This is a genomic window from Wolbachia endosymbiont of Oryzaephilus surinamensis, assembly GCF_025617515.1.
Classification (GTDB): Bacteria; Pseudomonadota; Alphaproteobacteria; order Rickettsiales; family Anaplasmataceae; genus Wolbachia.
Map to the genome: position 1 here is coordinate 1,514,998 of NZ_CP092526.1, position 15,671 is coordinate 1,530,668.

Genomic DNA, 15,671 nt, shown 5'->3' on the forward strand with positions numbered 1-15,671 from the left:
ACTAAATTTTGGTTAATATACACGTTGAGCGTATTAAGAAAGTTGCTTTTAAAGTATTGCATTTTACCTTTATTTTCGCTATAAGGTTGCTTTAAGTTGGATTTTCAACACCTTTATACTATTTATGTTATGATTTTAAAATTTTTTGGGGGCACTTCATGAAAAAATCTATTTATACTAGAACTGCTCTAGCTTCTCTATTGACTTTATGTTCTTTCAGTGGCTTTGCTGCTGACTTTTCTGACGAGAGTATGAAGGAAGTAAAAAAGCAAGAGAGTAACGAGTCAATCAAAACTTCTGGAAAGATGGAAGTGATGAAGACGTCAAATAAGAAACTAAAAGAAAAAATGGACAGGATATGTAATGCTGATCCAAGAAAAAAAGCCGAGGAGCTTAAGAAAAAAGAAGAACTAAGATTAGCAGCTGAGCAGAAGAAAAAAGAGGAGTTAAAATTAGCAGCTGAACAAAAGAAGAAAAAAGAAGAGTTAAAATTAGTAGCAAAACAAAAGAAAAAAGATGAAATTAGGCTAGCAAAAGAGAAAAAAGCAAAGCTTATAGAGGATTCAAAGGCGAAAGCTCTAAGCACTAAAAATTCTAATGTAGAAAAGTCAAAAATTAAGGGTTCTAAAACTAAGAATGCTAAAATTGAAGCTAAAGATATAAAAAAGGATGTAAAAGTTGTTAACAGCAATACAGAGGAAAAAGGTAAGGCAAGTCCTGTTGTTTCAGTTGGTGGGGTTGATATTATCAATACCAATCAAGGGGATGGTTTAAGAATAACTTTCGGTGGCGTTGTTGATTCTCAAGGTTATGGTAACCATGGGCTAAGTGGCTATAACCATTATAATGTTATGCCAGGTAAATCTACAGATTATTTTAACAATACTCCAGATAGTATAAAAGGAGCAAATCCAATATTTCCTAAAGGGATAGGGAATATTGGTGATTACAGTGAAAACATGGGCATGATTTCAGATGCAATATTGCACTTAAGAGCTGAAAATAAAAATGAGGATATTGGTCTTCGTTATGGTGCCGATGTACAATTCCATGTTCCAGTTACTGAAGGTAAAGGAGCTTCACAAGGCGTGAATGCTGCAAGAGGTAGAAGTGCACATGTGTTTTTGAATTCAAAATATGGTGATCTGAAACTTGGTTATCAGTTTGGTCCTGAGTCTCTGATGAGACTTGATGCAACAAGAATTGCAACTGTTGATGGAGCTGCAGATAGTGACTGGTTCAGAAAAGTAAACTTAGAAGGAAGTGCTGCAAACTTCCCATTTTACGTAACACCACGTCTTTACACTGAAAGCTTCTCGAGCGAGAGCGAAAAACTCTCCTTCCGTATGGCAGGAAAATACAACAAAGAGGTTATGACCACATTGCCATTTAGAGCTGCTTACTACTCGCCGAATTATATGGGTGCAAGATTTGGTCTTAGCTACTCACCTCGCTACGATAGTGGTTTATCCGTTGTAAAAGAAATAGCTCCAGATTTCCTCAAAGATTCAAGTAATAAGGTAACAGGGGTAAAGAATGAGGAAACGTTAAGACATGTTGGACCAGATTACCAGCATATAATAAGTGCTGGTGCGTCATATGAATATGACTTTAGTAAACATAATGTAAAAGTTAAAACTTCCGTAGTTGGTGAATATGGGGTTTCAAAGCAACCGAGTAAAGATAAGCATCTTTATAAGGAATTTGTAGAGTACAATGACCTGATGGGTGTTAATTTGGGTGCAAGCGCTGATTATAAGATTGATGAAGGTCAAAATATAAAATTCGCTGCTTCTTTTGCATATTTAGGCAAATCTGGTCAACCGAAGGGTATTAAAAAATTAGTCGGTGATACCTATACAGAAATTGATGGTAACGGTACTACTGATGATGACAAAAGAGTAAAAGGGCTGAAAGCTCAGTTTGATGGGAACGGTAAAAACACTATGTATTGGACTGCAGGTGCTGGTTATCAATATGATAATATCTACACAAGCTTGACATACTTTGGTAGCAGAATGAGCGACAAAGATATGCTTCATGATGTTGCACTTGGTGTTCAGTATGATCTATCTTCTTGCAATAAGAGCAAATTTGTTCCTTATGCAGCCTTACATTATTTTATGACTGATGAAAAAGGTGCGCTGAAAGATAAAAATAATGCTGATGTACCTTCCAACAAAGGAATTCTTCTCCTCACTGGTGTGAAGTTTTCTTTCTAATTTGTTCTAGTAATACACACCACAACTTGAATGTGGTGTGTATCTTATCTGTTAGCATTTACTCATCGATCAAATAAACATAAGCCAGTGCGTAATAAACTCTACGAGTATTTATTTTATTCACACAATAAGTAATGTCATCCCAGTCACAGCTGTACGAAAATTGTGGCAATTTGCATAGTAAATGGTGTCATCCCAGTGCTTGACACTGGGATCCATTTTTCCATCATCATCAGAAACGTTGTATTTTAACATTACTTTTATACTCGTAAATTTAACTGGATGCCAATAGTCTGGGCGCTGGCATGACACCCTATGGCTACTCAGATAATGGATATAATCCCTTACCTATCGAACGTTTTCAAATTCAATCAATTAAGCAGTATGCAAACCAAACTAAAAAACCATTTAACTGGAGAATTACTTACCATCGCTACTTGCTGGAAATTAACACTTGTAAGTGGAGAAGTAATGGGATTTACTGACTATGATGAAGATTTAAATCTCAATAATGTATTCTATAAATCTTCAAGCGGTTTTATAGCCAGCAGTATAATATTAAATAGCGATTTGAGAACTGATAATTTAGAAATTGAAGGAATATTAAATAGTGCTGATATTAAAGAAAAAGATGTTTTATCAGGAAGGTATGACTTTGCAAATATTGAAATATTTCTTGTGAATTATAAAGATTTGAGTCAGGGAATTATGAATTTGCATGCAGGAACTTTTGGTAAAGTAACATTAAATAGTGGGAGGTTTATCGCTGAAATTAGAGGTCTTGCGACAAAGCTTGAGAGAAGCATAACAGAGCTATATTCTCCTGTATGCAGGGCACAATTTTGCGATGATAGATGTAAAGCTGATGCTAAAAAGTTTAGTAGAATGAGCACAATTACTAAAGTGATAGATGAAAGAAGATTTGAAGACACTAATTTAATCGAAAGTGATGGATATTATAAGCACGGAGTGGTAAAATTCTTTAGTTCAGCAACATTTGAAGTTGTAGTTAAAGAATACAAAAATAAAGTAGTTACATTATTTGCTTCTCCTCCATATCAAATTTCTACCGGAGATAAATATTCGATACTTGCAGGTTGTGATAAAGCGTTTTTAACGTGCAAAAACAAGTTTAACAATACTGTGAATTTCCGTGGCGAACCATATATACCAGTTGTTTAGCAGCATAATTTTTAATATTATGAATAAGTATGGAAAGGTGGCTGAGCGGTCTAAAGCACACGCTTGGAAAGCGTGCACATATGAAAATATGTCGGGGGTTCGAATCCCCCCTTTTCCGCACATTATTTCTAGTGTAACATAGGATTTTCCGTTTTGTTCTTAAACCGTAATAACCATAGCACTTCAGCTCCGCAATTTTTCAGAGTCATCTACGTCAATAAAAGAATAGAGTTATCAAGTTGCAGAGCCTTCTTGATTTTTGATGATGAAGAGTAGTTGTTATCATAGAAATACATCCAGTAGCCAGCATACCTTCCTTATTCCTAATGATGTCTTGCAATACGTCTGTGTCATTTCTCCCTAAAATCTAATACTAGTATATACTCAATCTACCATAATCCGTCAATACAATTCTTTATTGAAAATTTTAGGAAAATGTTGTATAATTATGCAGTAGATTTCGGTAAAACTTATGGCTGATTCAAGTATTAACATTAGTGAAAAAGTTTTAAAAAACCTTACTCGTTTAGCTAAAGTAAAGAATCAATCAGCTCAAGAGCTAGCAGAGCAGTTTATACAAGAAGCAATTGAAAATGAAGAAGATATGGCAATAGCCAAACTTGCTATTCAACGTGACACTCGAAATGCAAAATTCATCAGGCATGAAGACATCAACTGGTGATAAGTATTTAATCTGCTATGAGGAAAATGTAGTTCACAAAGACATTCCAAATCTTCCAAAGACAATATGGTCAAGGGTAAAAGAAATCGTAAAAGAGCGTCTTACACTTTCTCCTGAGAAGGCAGGAGATCCCTTGCTCGGTGAGTTCAAAGGACATCGTAGAATAAGATCTGGTGATTATCGTTTGGTTTATAGGATAAGTAAATTAGAACGTACAGTAATAATTACTGCAATAGAGCATAGAGAATACATCTATAAAAGTTAGAACCTTCCTATAAGCATTGTATATTTCATTATACAGCCCTCCTTCCTCTTCACCTTAGGTGGCTTTGCTCAGCTCAAAAATAACTCATTTTTTGACTATACCCCTATAATTTTACTACTCTACAGACTATAAAATCGATGCTAATAACGGATTAGAGATAAACGTTGCAAAGAATCGCAGTGGCTCAACCGGAAAGGTTACAGTAAGTTAATACTGGAAGGATATTAGTATGGAGCCTCAGACTCGTAAATGTCTTTTCTGTGTTTTATTGAAACACTTCATACTTTGCAGCATTTACATGATACGATAATCGCCAGTTCTCAGTCTTCTGTATCCTTTGAGTTTGTAACAAAACGATTCACCAAAATCAATTGGATTAACTGTAAGTCGCTCTTTTACTATCTCTTCAACTCTTAACTTTATTGTTTTTGGAAAAGCTCTTCTTACCAACATTTTTCAGGAATTTAATCTTATAGCGCTTTAGTCCCACCTATAGTGGTAAGATTATCTACTTATTCTTGTATGGGAATTTACCAATTGTTAAGATGTGCAGTGTAGTAAAAACATATTCTAATAGTATGGAAAAATAAATGACACGTAAAAAAAATGTATTTGAACAATATGTAGAAGATAAAGTTATATTTTTAGATAGTTTGCGTAACAAAACAATAGGTGAGCTTATCGATTTTATGGACAAAAACCCAAATGTCAAAATCTTTGATTGGATAAGTAACAATACTAGTCATAGCCTAAAGCATAGAAGAGGTTACAATATTAGTAATAACATGAAACTTAGGTGCATAGGTGTAGGAATTGGTTTAGCTGCTGGTCTAGTTGCAGCATGTTGTTTATGGCAAGAAACTTTAGCTCTTATTGGCGGTTCTGGTGTAGTGTTGATTGCATTTGCTATAGTTGGTGCGTTACTTGGAGCTGGAGCGGGCTATGTCGTAGGTAAATGTCTTGATAAAATTGAGGTTAGTAAGTGTGCAATAAGCAGATTTTCTTAGAGGTTCGTATTGAATTCTAGCTTTCTTTCAATACTTAAAGATTTACAATCAGAGCAAACTACCTGGCCACGTGGAACTGATTTCAGCTCATCAGTTGAAACTTTACTTGAGCAGAATATGCATTTTATTTTATCACTTGGGGCGAGTGAGTGATCAACAGCAATTCTATCATCAAAAACAAAACACTCGCCTTCCCAATTACCACTTTTGTTGTGAGTTTTTTCAAGGTAGGAAAGAATACCGCCTTTAAGGTGATAAACATCGTTAAATCCAAGGCTTTTCATATATGCTGTAGATTTCTCGCATCTGATTCCACCAGTGCAGTACATAGCCACTTTCAGATCTTTACTCTCAGAGAAAGACTCTGCCCACTGAGGAAAATCTCGAAAACGCTGAGTATGTGGATTGATTGCATTTTTAAACTTGCCTAGTTTTACTTCGTAATCATTTCGTGTGTCTATCACTAAAACATCAGGTTGAGAGATAAAATCATCCCAATAATCTGGATCAATGTACTGACCTCTAACGGAAGTATCGAGATTACTTACACCAAGATTCACAATTTCTCTTTTTAATCTCACTTTCATCTTACTAAATGGTTGATATTCTGCTGCACTCTCTTTCCATGTAAGGTCCCTTAGTCTATAATCAGAACGTAGAAAATCGAATATTTTATCAATCGCGTTTCTTTCACCAGATACGGTTGCATTAATACCCTCTTCTGCAAGGAGTATAGTACCCTTTAATTCGACATTGTCGCATGCAACTTTTATTTCATCTTTCATGTCATAATAATTAGAGAGTTTTACAAAATGATAGAAAGTTGCAATGACAAAACTCATAATTAATTAGTTTATCGATTTAAAACATAATATATAAAATTATGAAGATATTCAATAGGACGGCTGTTAATTACTGGATATCTTTAGTTTTTGCATATAACATTTTAATATCAAATATAGATTCAAGTTAATGTTTCTGAGAGTATTTAAAAATATATTCTTGTTTTTAGTAAGTGTATTATTTGTCTGCCCTATACTATCGTTAATATCGATTCTATTTACAGAATCAGCAAACTCTGGATGGGTAATTAGTAGACTTTTTCCTGAATATATACTCAATACGTTGATTTTGATGGTAGGAGTAGGGTTAATATCCTTTATATTTGGAGTAATTCCAGCTTGGCTTACTACATTTTTTTCGTTTCCCGGAAGTAGAATTTTTGAGATTGCCTTATTCTTTCCGATATCAATTCCTGGATATATAGTATCGTTTGTTTATGTAAATACGCTAGAGTTTTCAGGTCCGATTCAGAGCTTGTTAAGAGATACTTTTCAATTGGGCAAAGGTGACTATTGGTTTCCCGAGATCAAATCCCTAGGTGGTGGAATATTAGTAATGGGATTTAGTCTATATCCATACGTTTATATGTTGGTCCGCTCAAGTCTAAAGAGCGTTAGTAACTCAGTCACTATTGCATCAACACTTGGGTTCTCCTCATTACAGAGTCTGTTTTCTGTCATCATACCCTCCATACGTCCATCAATTATAGCTGGGTTATCCTTGGTACTAATGGAAGTAATTACAGATTTCGGCACACCACAGTTTCTTGCTATCGATACTTTCACGACGGGAATATACCGTACTTGGTTTTTACTGCATGACAAATATTCAACTACTGTTTTGGCAGTTGCAGAACTGATTTTCGTTGCAACACTAATAGTTATCGAGAAAAAACTACAAAAAAGAGAAATATCTTACTCTTCAATCAATACTAATGCAGATTATCACAATAAACGTAGTATAAACGGTTCTATATCGTTGATCTTTTCTTATCTTATGTGTTTATTGCCGATATTAATAGGCTTTATTTTACCAATGATTCCACTTATATATTGGAGCATAGAGAAAGGCTTTTTCATATACGAAGCAAGATTTTACAATATAATAACAAACAGTATTAGTTTATCATTTATTACCGCGCTAATCTCGATCAGCATTGCAATAATTATTGGATATACAGCACGTAAAAATAAGCTAATAAGCAATATAGCACGTCTAATTTCTCTTGGATATGCAATTCCAAATGCAATTATTGCAATTAGCATAATAATGTTTTTAAGCAGAATATCTTCTTTCATTACTCAATATATTGTAGAAATTAGCTTGGTAGGAACTATTGGTGCATTAGTTTACTCATATTTATTTCGTTTTTTTGCTATATCTTTCAAAGCAATAGAGTCGGGACTCAAAAAAACACCAAATGAAATTGAATGGACTGCATATACTATGGGTCATGGGCCTATTTCCACGTGCCTGAATATTCATATTCCCCTTATCAAGAAAAGCATACTATCGGGATTTCTGCTCGTGTTTATGGATACGGTAAAAGAACTCACGGCAACACTAATTATCAGACCATTTAATTTTGAAACTATATCAACTAGAATATATGAACTTGTCAGCGATGAGCGTTACAGAGAAGCTGCCCCATTTTCGTTAATGATAGTTATTATAGGTTTAACCTCTACAATAATCTTATTCACACTTGATGATAAGAATCAAAAATAAACTATTTTGCATCTGTTCAGCAGAGTAACAAAATAAGATAGACGAAAAAAGACAACTATAGAAGCAAATGGTCAGTGCTTTCGTGTTTATCAACTTAGTTGGATCTCAGTATCAGCTACTCGGATGACATTATGGAAGCTCAAATGACAAAACAAGAAGCACTGGTTTCAGATGCACTTAAACAAATACACTATCTTGATGATCAATGAGGTCTAGTGTTAACGTATGGACTATCTAAGGAAAAGGGTGGTACCATAACATCAAAGGTTTTTATGCTCTCTTCGTTCAGAAATTCATATTTACCCTGCATTATTCCTGATGGTGTATTTAAGTATGTTCCACTTGTATATTTGAATACCTCTCCAGATTTTATTACAGGTTGTTCTCCAATAACACCAACTCCGGCAATTTCATTTATTTTCCCCTTATGATCTATTATTTGCCAATAGCGACTTAATAATTGAATGGTTGATGAGCTTTTGTTTTTTATCTTAACATTATACATCCATACGTAACAATTTTCATAAGGAATGGATTGCTCTTCAATGTAAATTGGCAAAACTGTAACTTCAACAGAATTAGTAATAAGTGTGTATTTCATGGTCATCGTAAAGTGTTCATGATAAAAGTTTAACACACTTCAATTATACACTTTTTTCATAGATTTTCCAAGCATATTATCGTACTCTAACTAGGAAATATTAATCTACATGATGAACAAAACAGATCCACTGGATAAAAAAGTGATAGGAATAATAGGAAGTGGGCAATTAGGTAAAATGACTGCTATCGCTGCAATAAAACTTGGGCACAAAACGCATATTTTTGCCAGTGCTAAAAACGATCCAGCTTGTTCTGTTGCTGATGATTTAACAATAGCAGACTTCTGTGATAAGAGGGCACTTGAATCTTTTGCACAGAGTGTGGATTTAGTCACTATTGAGTCTGAAAATATTCCATGTAGTGCAATTGATATTGTGTCGCAGCATACAGATTTTTATCCAGGTAAAAAGGCGTTACACATTTCGCAAAATAGGCTGAGAGAGAAAGATTTTATTAGAGATTTAAGCATAAAAACTGCTGATTACAAAAGTATACAAAATTATAATCAGCTACTAGAAAGTAGTGAAACTTTTAGCTATCCAGTGAGGCTAAAAACAACAGAAATGGGTTATGATGGAAAAGGACAATATATGATTGAAAATGATTCTGAACTGAAGCAATTTGCTTCCTTCGATTGGAATAAAGAGTACATTCTTGAAGCAAGTGTTGATTTACTGAAAGAGGTTTCAATAGTCGTTGCAAGAGATAAAAACGGTAAAGTAGCTTTTTTTCCTATAGCAGAGAATCACCACGTTGACGGAATACTTAATACTTCAATAGCACCAGCTAAAATAGATAATAAATTAGCCCAAGAGGTACAAAAAACTGCAGAGAAAATAGCAACTGCACTTGATGTAGTAGGAATTCTAGCTATTGAATTTTTCATCACTCAAAATCATGAATTACTAGTTAATGAACTGGCCCCAAGACCCCACAATTCTTGCCACTGGAGCTTGGATGCATGCAACGTTAGTCAATTCGAGCAGCTAGTTAGGATAATATGCGGGCTATCTATGCAGGAAGTAGTATTACGCTTTCCTTGCATGACAAAAAATATAATAGGTAATGATATATATAATTCTCACAAATATTTGAGCAACGAAAAAGCTAGTTTAACCATATATGGGAAAAAAGAGGTTAGGGACAAGCGTAAAATGGGACATGTCAATATAGATTTAAGCTATTGAGCTATAAATGCTCTTTGATCAAGATCTCCAAGATCTGCACTATATTTAGTGCTGCACCTTTGCGTAGATTATCAGCTACTATCCACATATTTAATCCGTGTTTAACGGTATCGTCTTGTCTAATACGCGATATGTATACGGCATTCTCTTGCACAACATCAATCTGAGTCATATATCCACCATCTTCGCGCTTATCTTGCACTAAAACTCCATCGTCTTCACTGAGCATTTCACGAGCTTCTTCTTCAGTTATATGCTGATCAAATTCTACATTTACTGCTATAGCATGACCAACAAGAACAGGTACTCGGACACAAGTTGCAGTTACTTTTATATCCTCTTCTAAAATTTTTTTTGCCTCCTCTTGCATTTTCCACTCCTCTTTTGTAGAACCATCTTCCATGAACTCTCCTATATGAGGAATGCAATTAAATGCTATTTGCTTAGGAAATATTTCAGGTTTTTTAGCTTCATTCATAAAGATTTTTTTTGTCTGATTGTAAAGCTCATCCATTGCTGCTTTACCTACACCAGAAGTTGATTGATAAGTTGAAGCAACGATTCTCTTTATTTTTGCTTTTTGGTGTAATAAATGTAATGCCAGCAACATTTGTATTGTAGTACAGTTTGGATTAGATATTATGTTATGGTTTTTATACTCCGTAATTTTATCTTTGTTGATCTCTGGAATCACTAGTGGCACGCCTTCTTTCATCCTAAAACGAGAGGTATTATCTACGACAATACATCCAGCTTCAGTTGCAATCGGTACGTATCTCTCGGAAACATGAGACCCAGCACAGAAAATTGCTATATTAATTCCAACAAAATCGTAGTTCTCAAGGTCTAAGACAGTTAATTCTTCATCGCCGAAACTTACCTTTTTTCCCTTTGATTTTTTCGATGCAAAAGCAACAACAGAATCTATCGAAAATTTTCCCTCTTTTTGAAACTCAGCAAGCATGGTCAATACCTCATATCCTACTCTTCCTGTTGCTCCAATAACTGCAATCTTACATCCCATATAAATAAACCTCTGATTTTAAAGCTATATTATATTTTTACTGATAAAATTTACAATTACTTTAATATTTTTACCTTGCAATTAACCATAATTTAGTTATAATTATAAGACACTAATAATATTGCATGGTAGAATGAAATGAGTAAAAAACATGATGACACTAAGGTCAAACCTGCAGTATCTGCATTTCAAAAGCCTGAAAAAGTCAATAGATTAGAGATTCAAAATGTTCTTTCGAAAAAAAGCAAGCCAGCGATAAATTTTGATGATAAAAAGTATGGTGTGAAAATTTCTAAGATAGACCAGCATCTTTCAAACAAGAAGCAAGAATCTTTTGGATTAAGAGATTTTTTAAGTTCAATACCAATAATAGGAAGATTTTTAGTGAAAATTTTCACGCCTGAAAAAGAAGAGTATAAAAAACTGCAATCGCAAATAGGTCTTTCTAATAAAGCAAAAAATGAGATCTACATAGATAATAAACGCACAGAAGAAGTAGGTAGCAAACTTGAGAATGGTAATATTGAACAAGTAGATAAAGAGAAAAAAAATCTTGTCCCATAAATATTAACCATTTAAAGTGTATCTCTCACTACTGAATTTGTTGCACAGAAGTTTTGCAGTACCAAAATAAATAAATGGGTATGCCACTTGCAGTGAACAGGCTCGAAATCAGCAGAGTACCTACAGGGGTTTCTAATATCACCAAACAACAAAAGGTTGTTGCTATGCTACCAATTAAAAGCTTATAACAACTCCTCTCCTGTATAATAACCTTTAGAAAGGCAAGACTGCATGCAAGATAGACAAATAAAAATGAAATTACAGAAAAGTCAATAATCGACGTAATCTGCTGGGCAAAATTGTTGTTTGAAGTGAGAATTAGTAAAATTGCAGTTCCAATTGAACTAACTGTTATTCCCCAAAAAGGAGAGCCATGCTTGTTCCTTTTAGCAAAGAATTTTGGCATTAGTCTATCTTCTGCAAGACCAAAAGCAACTTGTCCACTAGATAAAACCCAAGCGTTTAGACTGCCAACACAAAAAATGAATGCAACTATAGAAACAATTAAATGCCAATTACCAGAAAACATAATTTTTATCGCATCAACATATGGTGCTCTTGAACTTGCTAAATTGTTGCCATTGATCAATCCCATAATTGCAAAATTGTTGATAAAATATATAACAGCAACACAAACTGTGCCAAGCACCACAGCTTTTGGTATAGTTTTAGCTGGATTATCAACTGACCCTGCAGGTGCTGTTGCCAATTCAAGTCCAATAAAACACCATAAAGTAAGGAGTGTAGAGCGGGCAAGAATTTGCGATGTTGTAAGACTTAATATTTCTTCACTTATGATAAAATTATTTCTATCGAAAAAAAACAACGCTGCTACAGGTATTGCAAGCAATACAGCAACCTTCACAACCGTGAGCAGAAACTCAACGTGCCCTGCAGTAGCTATTCCCCTTAAATTTATTAATGTAATGATTGTAAATAACAACAGCTCTAAAAATAAACGCATACTTTTGATATCTTCATGGAAAAATGGTGTAAGATAGCCAACACCCACAACTATTAAAGCTGTTGTACTAACCCATGAGATTACCCAATATGTCCAACCAACAAAGAACGCTGCAGCAGGACCAAAAGTATGTTTCACATAAACGTGAGGACCTCCTGTTTCTGGAAACTTTGCACATAGCGTAGCAAAAACTAGCGCAAGAGACACAGCACCAGCTCCTGATATCATCCAACTTATAAGGCTATAAGCGCCATATGGAGCAAGGCTAATTGGAAGCATAAAAACCCCAGAGCCGATCTGACTACTAATGACTAAAGCAAAAACAGCCCAAAAACCTATTTTATTTGACACAATACCTCTTAATTCTATTAATGTAAGCCAGTAGTATAGCTTAAGAATTTTAGCAAATAAAAAATTTAAGTTAAGTTTTTAGTTTATGATACCAAAGTAGATAAATAAGTGTTCCGCTTAAAGGGAATAGACTTGATATTAACAATGTTTTTATAGAAGTCTCGTATATTACCCAACAGCAAAAAGATACAGCCACACCTCCAATTAAAAATTTGCAGTAGCTTTTGTCTTGTATATTAACTTTGAGAAAAGCAAGGCTACATGCTAAGTAGATAAACAAAAATGACACCACAGAGATATCAATTATTGAAGTTACTTGCTCAGCAAAACTTTTGTTTGACGTTAGGATAAGTAAACCTAACACCCCCAAAGTACTGAGTATTATTCCCCATAATGGAGCATCATGCTTATTTTTTTTGCCAAAAAATTGCGGCATTAACTTGTCTTTTGCAAGGCCTAAGGTGACCTGTCCATCAGCTAAAAACCAAGCATTTAAATTACTTACAGAAACGATAAAGGCAACAACAGAAATAATTAAATGCCAATTACCTGGAAACATAATTTTTATCGCATCAACATATGGTGCTTTTGAACTAGCTAGTTCATTACCACTTATCAATCCCATAATTGAAAGACTATTGATGAAATATATCACAGCAACACAGACTGTTCCAAGCACTATAGCTCTTGGTATTGTCTTAGCTGGATTATTGACATATCCTGCAGGTGCCGTTGCTGATTCAAGTCCAATAAAACACCATAGAGTAAGGAGTGTAGAACGAGCAAGAGTTTGTGATATTGTAAAGTTTGATACTTCCTCGCTTACAATAAAATTATTTTTATCAAAGAAAAACAACCCTGCGATAGGTATTGCGAGAAGTGCAATAATTTTAACAATGGTCAGCAAAAGCTCAACATGCCCAGCAGTAGTTACTCCCCTTAAGTTTATTAGCATAATAGCTAAAATTAATGTTATTTCTAAAAGCAAACGTATATCTTGTATATCATTATGAAAAAGCGGGGCTAAATAACCGATACTTGCAATTGTCACAGCTGTTGAGCTTACCCACGAGCTTACCCAATATGTCCAGCCAACAAAAAAAGCTGCTGTAGAGCCAAAGGCATGTTTCACATAAATATGAGGACCACCCGTTTCTGGAAATTTTGCGCAGAGTGAAGCAAAAACTAAAGCAAGAGATATAGCACCAAATCCTGATATAATCCAGCTTATGAGGCTATAAGCGCCGTATGGCGCAAGGCTAATTGGGAGCATAAAAATTCCAGAGCCGATTTGGCTACTGATCACCAAGGCGAAAATAGCCAAAAAGCCTATTTTATTTGACACGACAATGTTTAATTTTTATCTGAATATATTAACAATATAGCTGAAGCTCGAAAATTTCAATTGATCTTTTTTGTATAAAAATTTGCATTTTTTTAATTTAAGCATATAATGAGAAGTATATTAATAGGTTATTAAGAAGTGGTTTATGAATCCGAGGTTAAAAACATTTTTGGTTGTTTGTGGGTATGTTCTATTAGTTGGTGCTGCTATTGGAGCAATTTTTTTATTTGACTACTTACTTGAGATCTTTATTGATGCGCTTTATGCATTCCTTCTTGCCAAAACTTCAAGTGAGGTGTTAGCTGTTTTTGGAACACTTGCAATTTTTTTAGCTGTTGGCGTTTCATGCTACGGACTGCATAAGCTCTGTTCTATTTTTACAGAAAAAATTACAAGCAGCTATCAGTCTTTCAAAAATGAAAATAGTGATGATAACATTTTTTCTGAAGTATATAATGATCCAACAGTAGGGTTAAAAGATAAGATTTTATTTTTTTCTATATACTCAATATACTACATTCAATTACCATTTTTGTATTGTGCATCAAAGATATCAGAACTTAGTAGAATGTTATCAGAGAGTAGAGCGCTCGGTCTTAGAATATGTTTAGTGCTTATCAATACTATATTATTGATCCCTGTAGCGCTTCTTGAGTTAATAAAGTATCCATTAATAAAGCTCTTCTCGCCTCTGGGTTTAAGTGTAAAGCAAATGAGCTTTTTGTTTAATGTAAGTGATGTAGGTACTGGTAATCAGAATGTTCATACTAGAAGTTTTGAGCAAAGTGTTATTGAGTGTGCCAAAAAATTAAAGGAAGAATATGGGACTCCGTCAAATGAGCTGGATGAAGAGTTTAAAAACTATATAGGCGGTTTGACAAATCAGCAGAAAGAACTGATAGCGCCTTATTTGAAGGTAGATAATTATAGAGAAGGAGAATGGGTAAGGTGGGTAGATTCCAAAACCGGACTGACATTAACACAGGCCATAAATCTAGTTTTAATTGCAGCAACAAAGCAAAATGCAGATGTAGAGCTGTTGAAATCCATATTGCTGGTTCGTTTTGAGGAAAGTAATCGCCAGTGTGGCCCTGGAATGCTTAATCGTATCATTTATGCATTAAGTGGCCTTGAAGCAGAAAATAATTTTGCAGCTCAACTAGAACCTCAGATAATAGGAGAGCTAGCAGGTAATGCTACTAAAAAATTTCTTGAGCAATCTGTAGATAGACACTACTTTAAAATAAAGATTTTAAAAGAAAAGTTTGACGACTTATATTCGCTAGATTCTGGAGTGGATTTGAGCAATGCAAATGATGAAGTAAAGGAAGGAATTTCTCATATGAAAGATGCTATAAAAGAATTTGTGTTTAAAGAATTATATGTGAAGTTTTATAATGACTATGGAGAACATATTCGAAGAGGGCAAATAAAACAAAGGCTGAGAGAATTAATAACAGATGAAGTCATAGATGCAGCAATATCTTATAAGATAGACGAGATAGAAGTTCCTGCAGAACCATCCACTTATCTTGAAAGAGTGAAAGCATTTTTGGGAGATGTAGCAAGGTTTTCGGTTGCTTAGCATAAAATATGCTTATCTAAACTTTTGTTGTAGATTATATATGAAGCTGGTGTTTACAAGTTATTATGGTTAATTTACAATAATGTTTTTAATCAAAGAAAGTTGCGGCGGCAACCTGG

General features: G+C 34.4%; 15 protein-coding genes and 1 tRNA gene. 10 read left to right on the forward strand and 6 right to left on the reverse strand.

Annotated elements, in window-relative coordinates; translation table 11 throughout:
* Nucleotides 1-158 precede the first annotated feature (158 nt).
* From MJ631_RS07045 to MJ631_RS07065, 5 genes are all read left to right on the forward strand, one after another.
* A complete protein-coding gene (locus MJ631_RS07045; RefSeq protein ID WP_262986297.1) occupies nucleotides 159-2,222 on the forward strand; it encodes a WD0745 family porin in 2,064 nt (687 codons plus the stop codon).
* Nucleotides 2,223-2,606: 384 nt separating this feature from the next.
* Entirely contained in the window at nucleotides 2,607-3,404 is a 798-nt protein-coding gene (locus MJ631_RS07050; protein ID WP_213863801.1) for a DUF2163 domain-containing protein, read from the forward strand.
* Nucleotides 3,405-3,435: 31 nt separating this feature from the next.
* Nucleotides 3,436-3,522, forward strand: a tRNA-Ser gene (locus tag MJ631_RS07055).
* Nucleotides 3,523-3,876: 354 nt separating this feature from the next.
* Complete coding sequence (locus MJ631_RS07060; RefSeq protein ID WP_007302130.1) at nucleotides 3,877-4,086, forward strand: DUF6290 family protein; 210 nt, start codon at nucleotides 3,877-3,879, stop codon at nucleotides 4,084-4,086.
* Nucleotides 4,067-4,351, forward strand: coding sequence for a type II toxin-antitoxin system RelE family toxin (locus tag MJ631_RS07065; RefSeq protein WP_250147194.1), 285 nt, complete (start codon nucleotides 4,067-4,069; stop codon nucleotides 4,349-4,351). The genes MJ631_RS07060 and MJ631_RS07065 overlap by 20 nt, the downstream gene beginning before the upstream one ends.
* Before the next feature lie 294 nt (nucleotides 4,352-4,645).
* Here MJ631_RS07065 and MJ631_RS07070 read toward each other — a convergent pair whose 3' ends face one another.
* On the reverse strand, nucleotides 4,646-4,804 hold the full coding sequence (locus MJ631_RS07070) for a type II toxin-antitoxin system RelE family toxin (protein WP_019236727.1): 159 nt from the start codon (nucleotides 4,802-4,804) through the stop codon (nucleotides 4,646-4,648).
* A gap of 137 nt (nucleotides 4,805-4,941) precedes the next feature.
* On the opposite strand from MJ631_RS07070, the gene MJ631_RS07075 reads away from it, so the two are divergent.
* Nucleotides 4,942-5,358, forward strand: coding sequence for a hypothetical protein (locus MJ631_RS07075; RefSeq protein ID WP_214303209.1), 417 nt, complete (start codon nucleotides 4,942-4,944; stop codon nucleotides 5,356-5,358).
* On the opposite strand, the gene trhO is transcribed toward MJ631_RS07075, so the two are convergent.
* Nucleotides 5,355-6,200 (reverse strand): oxygen-dependent tRNA uridine(34) hydroxylase TrhO, encoded by an 846-nt coding sequence (gene trhO / locus MJ631_RS07080; protein ID WP_012481894.1) that lies wholly within the window; start codon nucleotides 6,198-6,200, stop codon nucleotides 5,355-5,357. The genes MJ631_RS07075 and trhO overlap by 4 nt on opposite strands.
* Nucleotides 6,201-6,330: 130 nt before the next feature.
* On the opposite strand from trhO, the gene MJ631_RS07085 reads away from it, so the two are divergent.
* On the forward strand, nucleotides 6,331-7,929 hold the full coding sequence (locus MJ631_RS07085) for an ABC transporter permease (protein ID WP_052264833.1): 1,599 nt from the start codon (nucleotides 6,331-6,333) through the stop codon (nucleotides 7,927-7,929).
* Nucleotides 7,930-8,131: 202 nt separating this feature from the next.
* Here MJ631_RS07085 and apaG read toward each other — a convergent pair whose 3' ends face one another.
* The gene (apaG, locus tag MJ631_RS07090) at nucleotides 8,132-8,536 is read right to left on the reverse strand and encodes a Co2+/Mg2+ efflux protein ApaG (protein WP_012481895.1); all 405 of its coding nucleotides are present in this window, start codon (nucleotides 8,534-8,536) and stop codon (nucleotides 8,132-8,134) included.
* A 106-nt stretch (nucleotides 8,537-8,642) separates the two neighbouring features.
* On the opposite strand from apaG, the gene MJ631_RS07095 reads away from it, so the two are divergent.
* Nucleotides 8,643-9,719, forward strand: a complete 1,077-nt coding sequence (locus MJ631_RS07095) for a 5-(carboxyamino)imidazole ribonucleotide synthase (protein ID WP_029237555.1) — start codon at nucleotides 8,643-8,645, stop codon at nucleotides 9,717-9,719.
* A gap of 1 nt (nucleotide 9,720) precedes the next feature.
* Here MJ631_RS07095 and MJ631_RS07100 read toward each other — a convergent pair whose 3' ends face one another.
* A complete protein-coding gene (locus MJ631_RS07100) occupies nucleotides 9,721-10,743 on the reverse strand; it encodes an aspartate-semialdehyde dehydrogenase (RefSeq protein ID WP_052264832.1) in 1,023 nt (340 codons plus the stop codon).
* A gap of 138 nt (nucleotides 10,744-10,881) precedes the next feature.
* Between MJ631_RS07100 and MJ631_RS07105 the strand changes: the two genes are divergently transcribed.
* Nucleotides 10,882-11,307, forward strand: a complete 426-nt coding sequence (locus MJ631_RS07105; protein WP_019236732.1) for a hypothetical protein — start codon at nucleotides 10,882-10,884, stop codon at nucleotides 11,305-11,307.
* 28 nt (nucleotides 11,308-11,335) lie between these two features.
* Here the strand turns inward: MJ631_RS07105 and MJ631_RS07110 are convergent, their stop codons facing one another.
* A complete protein-coding gene (locus MJ631_RS07110) occupies nucleotides 11,336-12,622 on the reverse strand; it encodes an APC family permease (protein WP_019236733.1) in 1,287 nt (428 codons plus the stop codon).
* Nucleotides 12,623-12,692: 70 nt separating this feature from the next.
* Entirely contained in the window at nucleotides 12,693-13,967 is a 1,275-nt protein-coding gene (locus MJ631_RS07115) for an APC family permease (RefSeq protein WP_149168685.1), read from the reverse strand.
* Between the two features lie 145 nt (nucleotides 13,968-14,112).
* Between MJ631_RS07115 and MJ631_RS07120 the strand changes: the two genes are divergently transcribed.
* Nucleotides 14,113-15,552, forward strand: a complete 1,440-nt coding sequence (locus MJ631_RS07120; RefSeq protein WP_214303207.1) for a hypothetical protein — start codon at nucleotides 14,113-14,115, stop codon at nucleotides 15,550-15,552.
* Nucleotides 15,553-15,671 lie beyond the last annotated feature (119 nt).

Bases quoted from the DNA above. Each gene is read 5' to 3' on its own strand.
- MJ631_RS07065 (WP_250147194.1), top strand. From the start codon at position 4,067: ATGAAGACATCAACTGGTGATAAGTATTTAATCTGCTATGAGGAAAAT.
- MJ631_RS07100 (WP_052264832.1), bottom strand. From the start codon at position 10,743: ATGGGATGTAAGATTGCAGTTATTGGAGCAACAGGAAGAGTAGGATAT.
- MJ631_RS07120 (WP_214303207.1), top strand. From the start codon at position 14,113: ATGAATCCGAGGTTAAAAACATTTTTGGTTGTTTGTGGGTATGTTCTA.
- MJ631_RS07070 (WP_019236727.1), bottom strand. From the start codon at position 4,804: ATGTTGGTAAGAAGAGCTTTTCCAAAAACAATAAAGTTAAGAGTTGAA.
- MJ631_RS07085 (WP_052264833.1), top strand. From the start codon at position 6,331: ATGTTTCTGAGAGTATTTAAAAATATATTCTTGTTTTTAGTAAGTGTA.
- MJ631_RS07050 (WP_213863801.1), top strand. From the start codon at position 2,607: ATGCAAACCAAACTAAAAAACCATTTAACTGGAGAATTACTTACCATC.
- MJ631_RS07075 (WP_214303209.1), top strand. From the start codon at position 4,942: ATGACACGTAAAAAAAATGTATTTGAACAATATGTAGAAGATAAAGTT.
- MJ631_RS07045 (WP_262986297.1), top strand. From the start codon at position 159: ATGAAAAAATCTATTTATACTAGAACTGCTCTAGCTTCTCTATTGACT.
- trhO (WP_012481894.1), bottom strand. From the start codon at position 6,200: ATGAGTTTTGTCATTGCAACTTTCTATCATTTTGTAAAACTCTCTAAT.
- MJ631_RS07095 (WP_029237555.1), top strand. From the start codon at position 8,643: ATGAACAAAACAGATCCACTGGATAAAAAAGTGATAGGAATAATAGGA.
- MJ631_RS07105 (WP_019236732.1), top strand. From the start codon at position 10,882: ATGAGTAAAAAACATGATGACACTAAGGTCAAACCTGCAGTATCTGCA.
- apaG (WP_012481895.1), bottom strand. From the start codon at position 8,536: ATGACCATGAAATACACACTTATTACTAATTCTGTTGAAGTTACAGTT.
- MJ631_RS07060 (WP_007302130.1), top strand. From the start codon at position 3,877: ATGGCTGATTCAAGTATTAACATTAGTGAAAAAGTTTTAAAAAACCTT.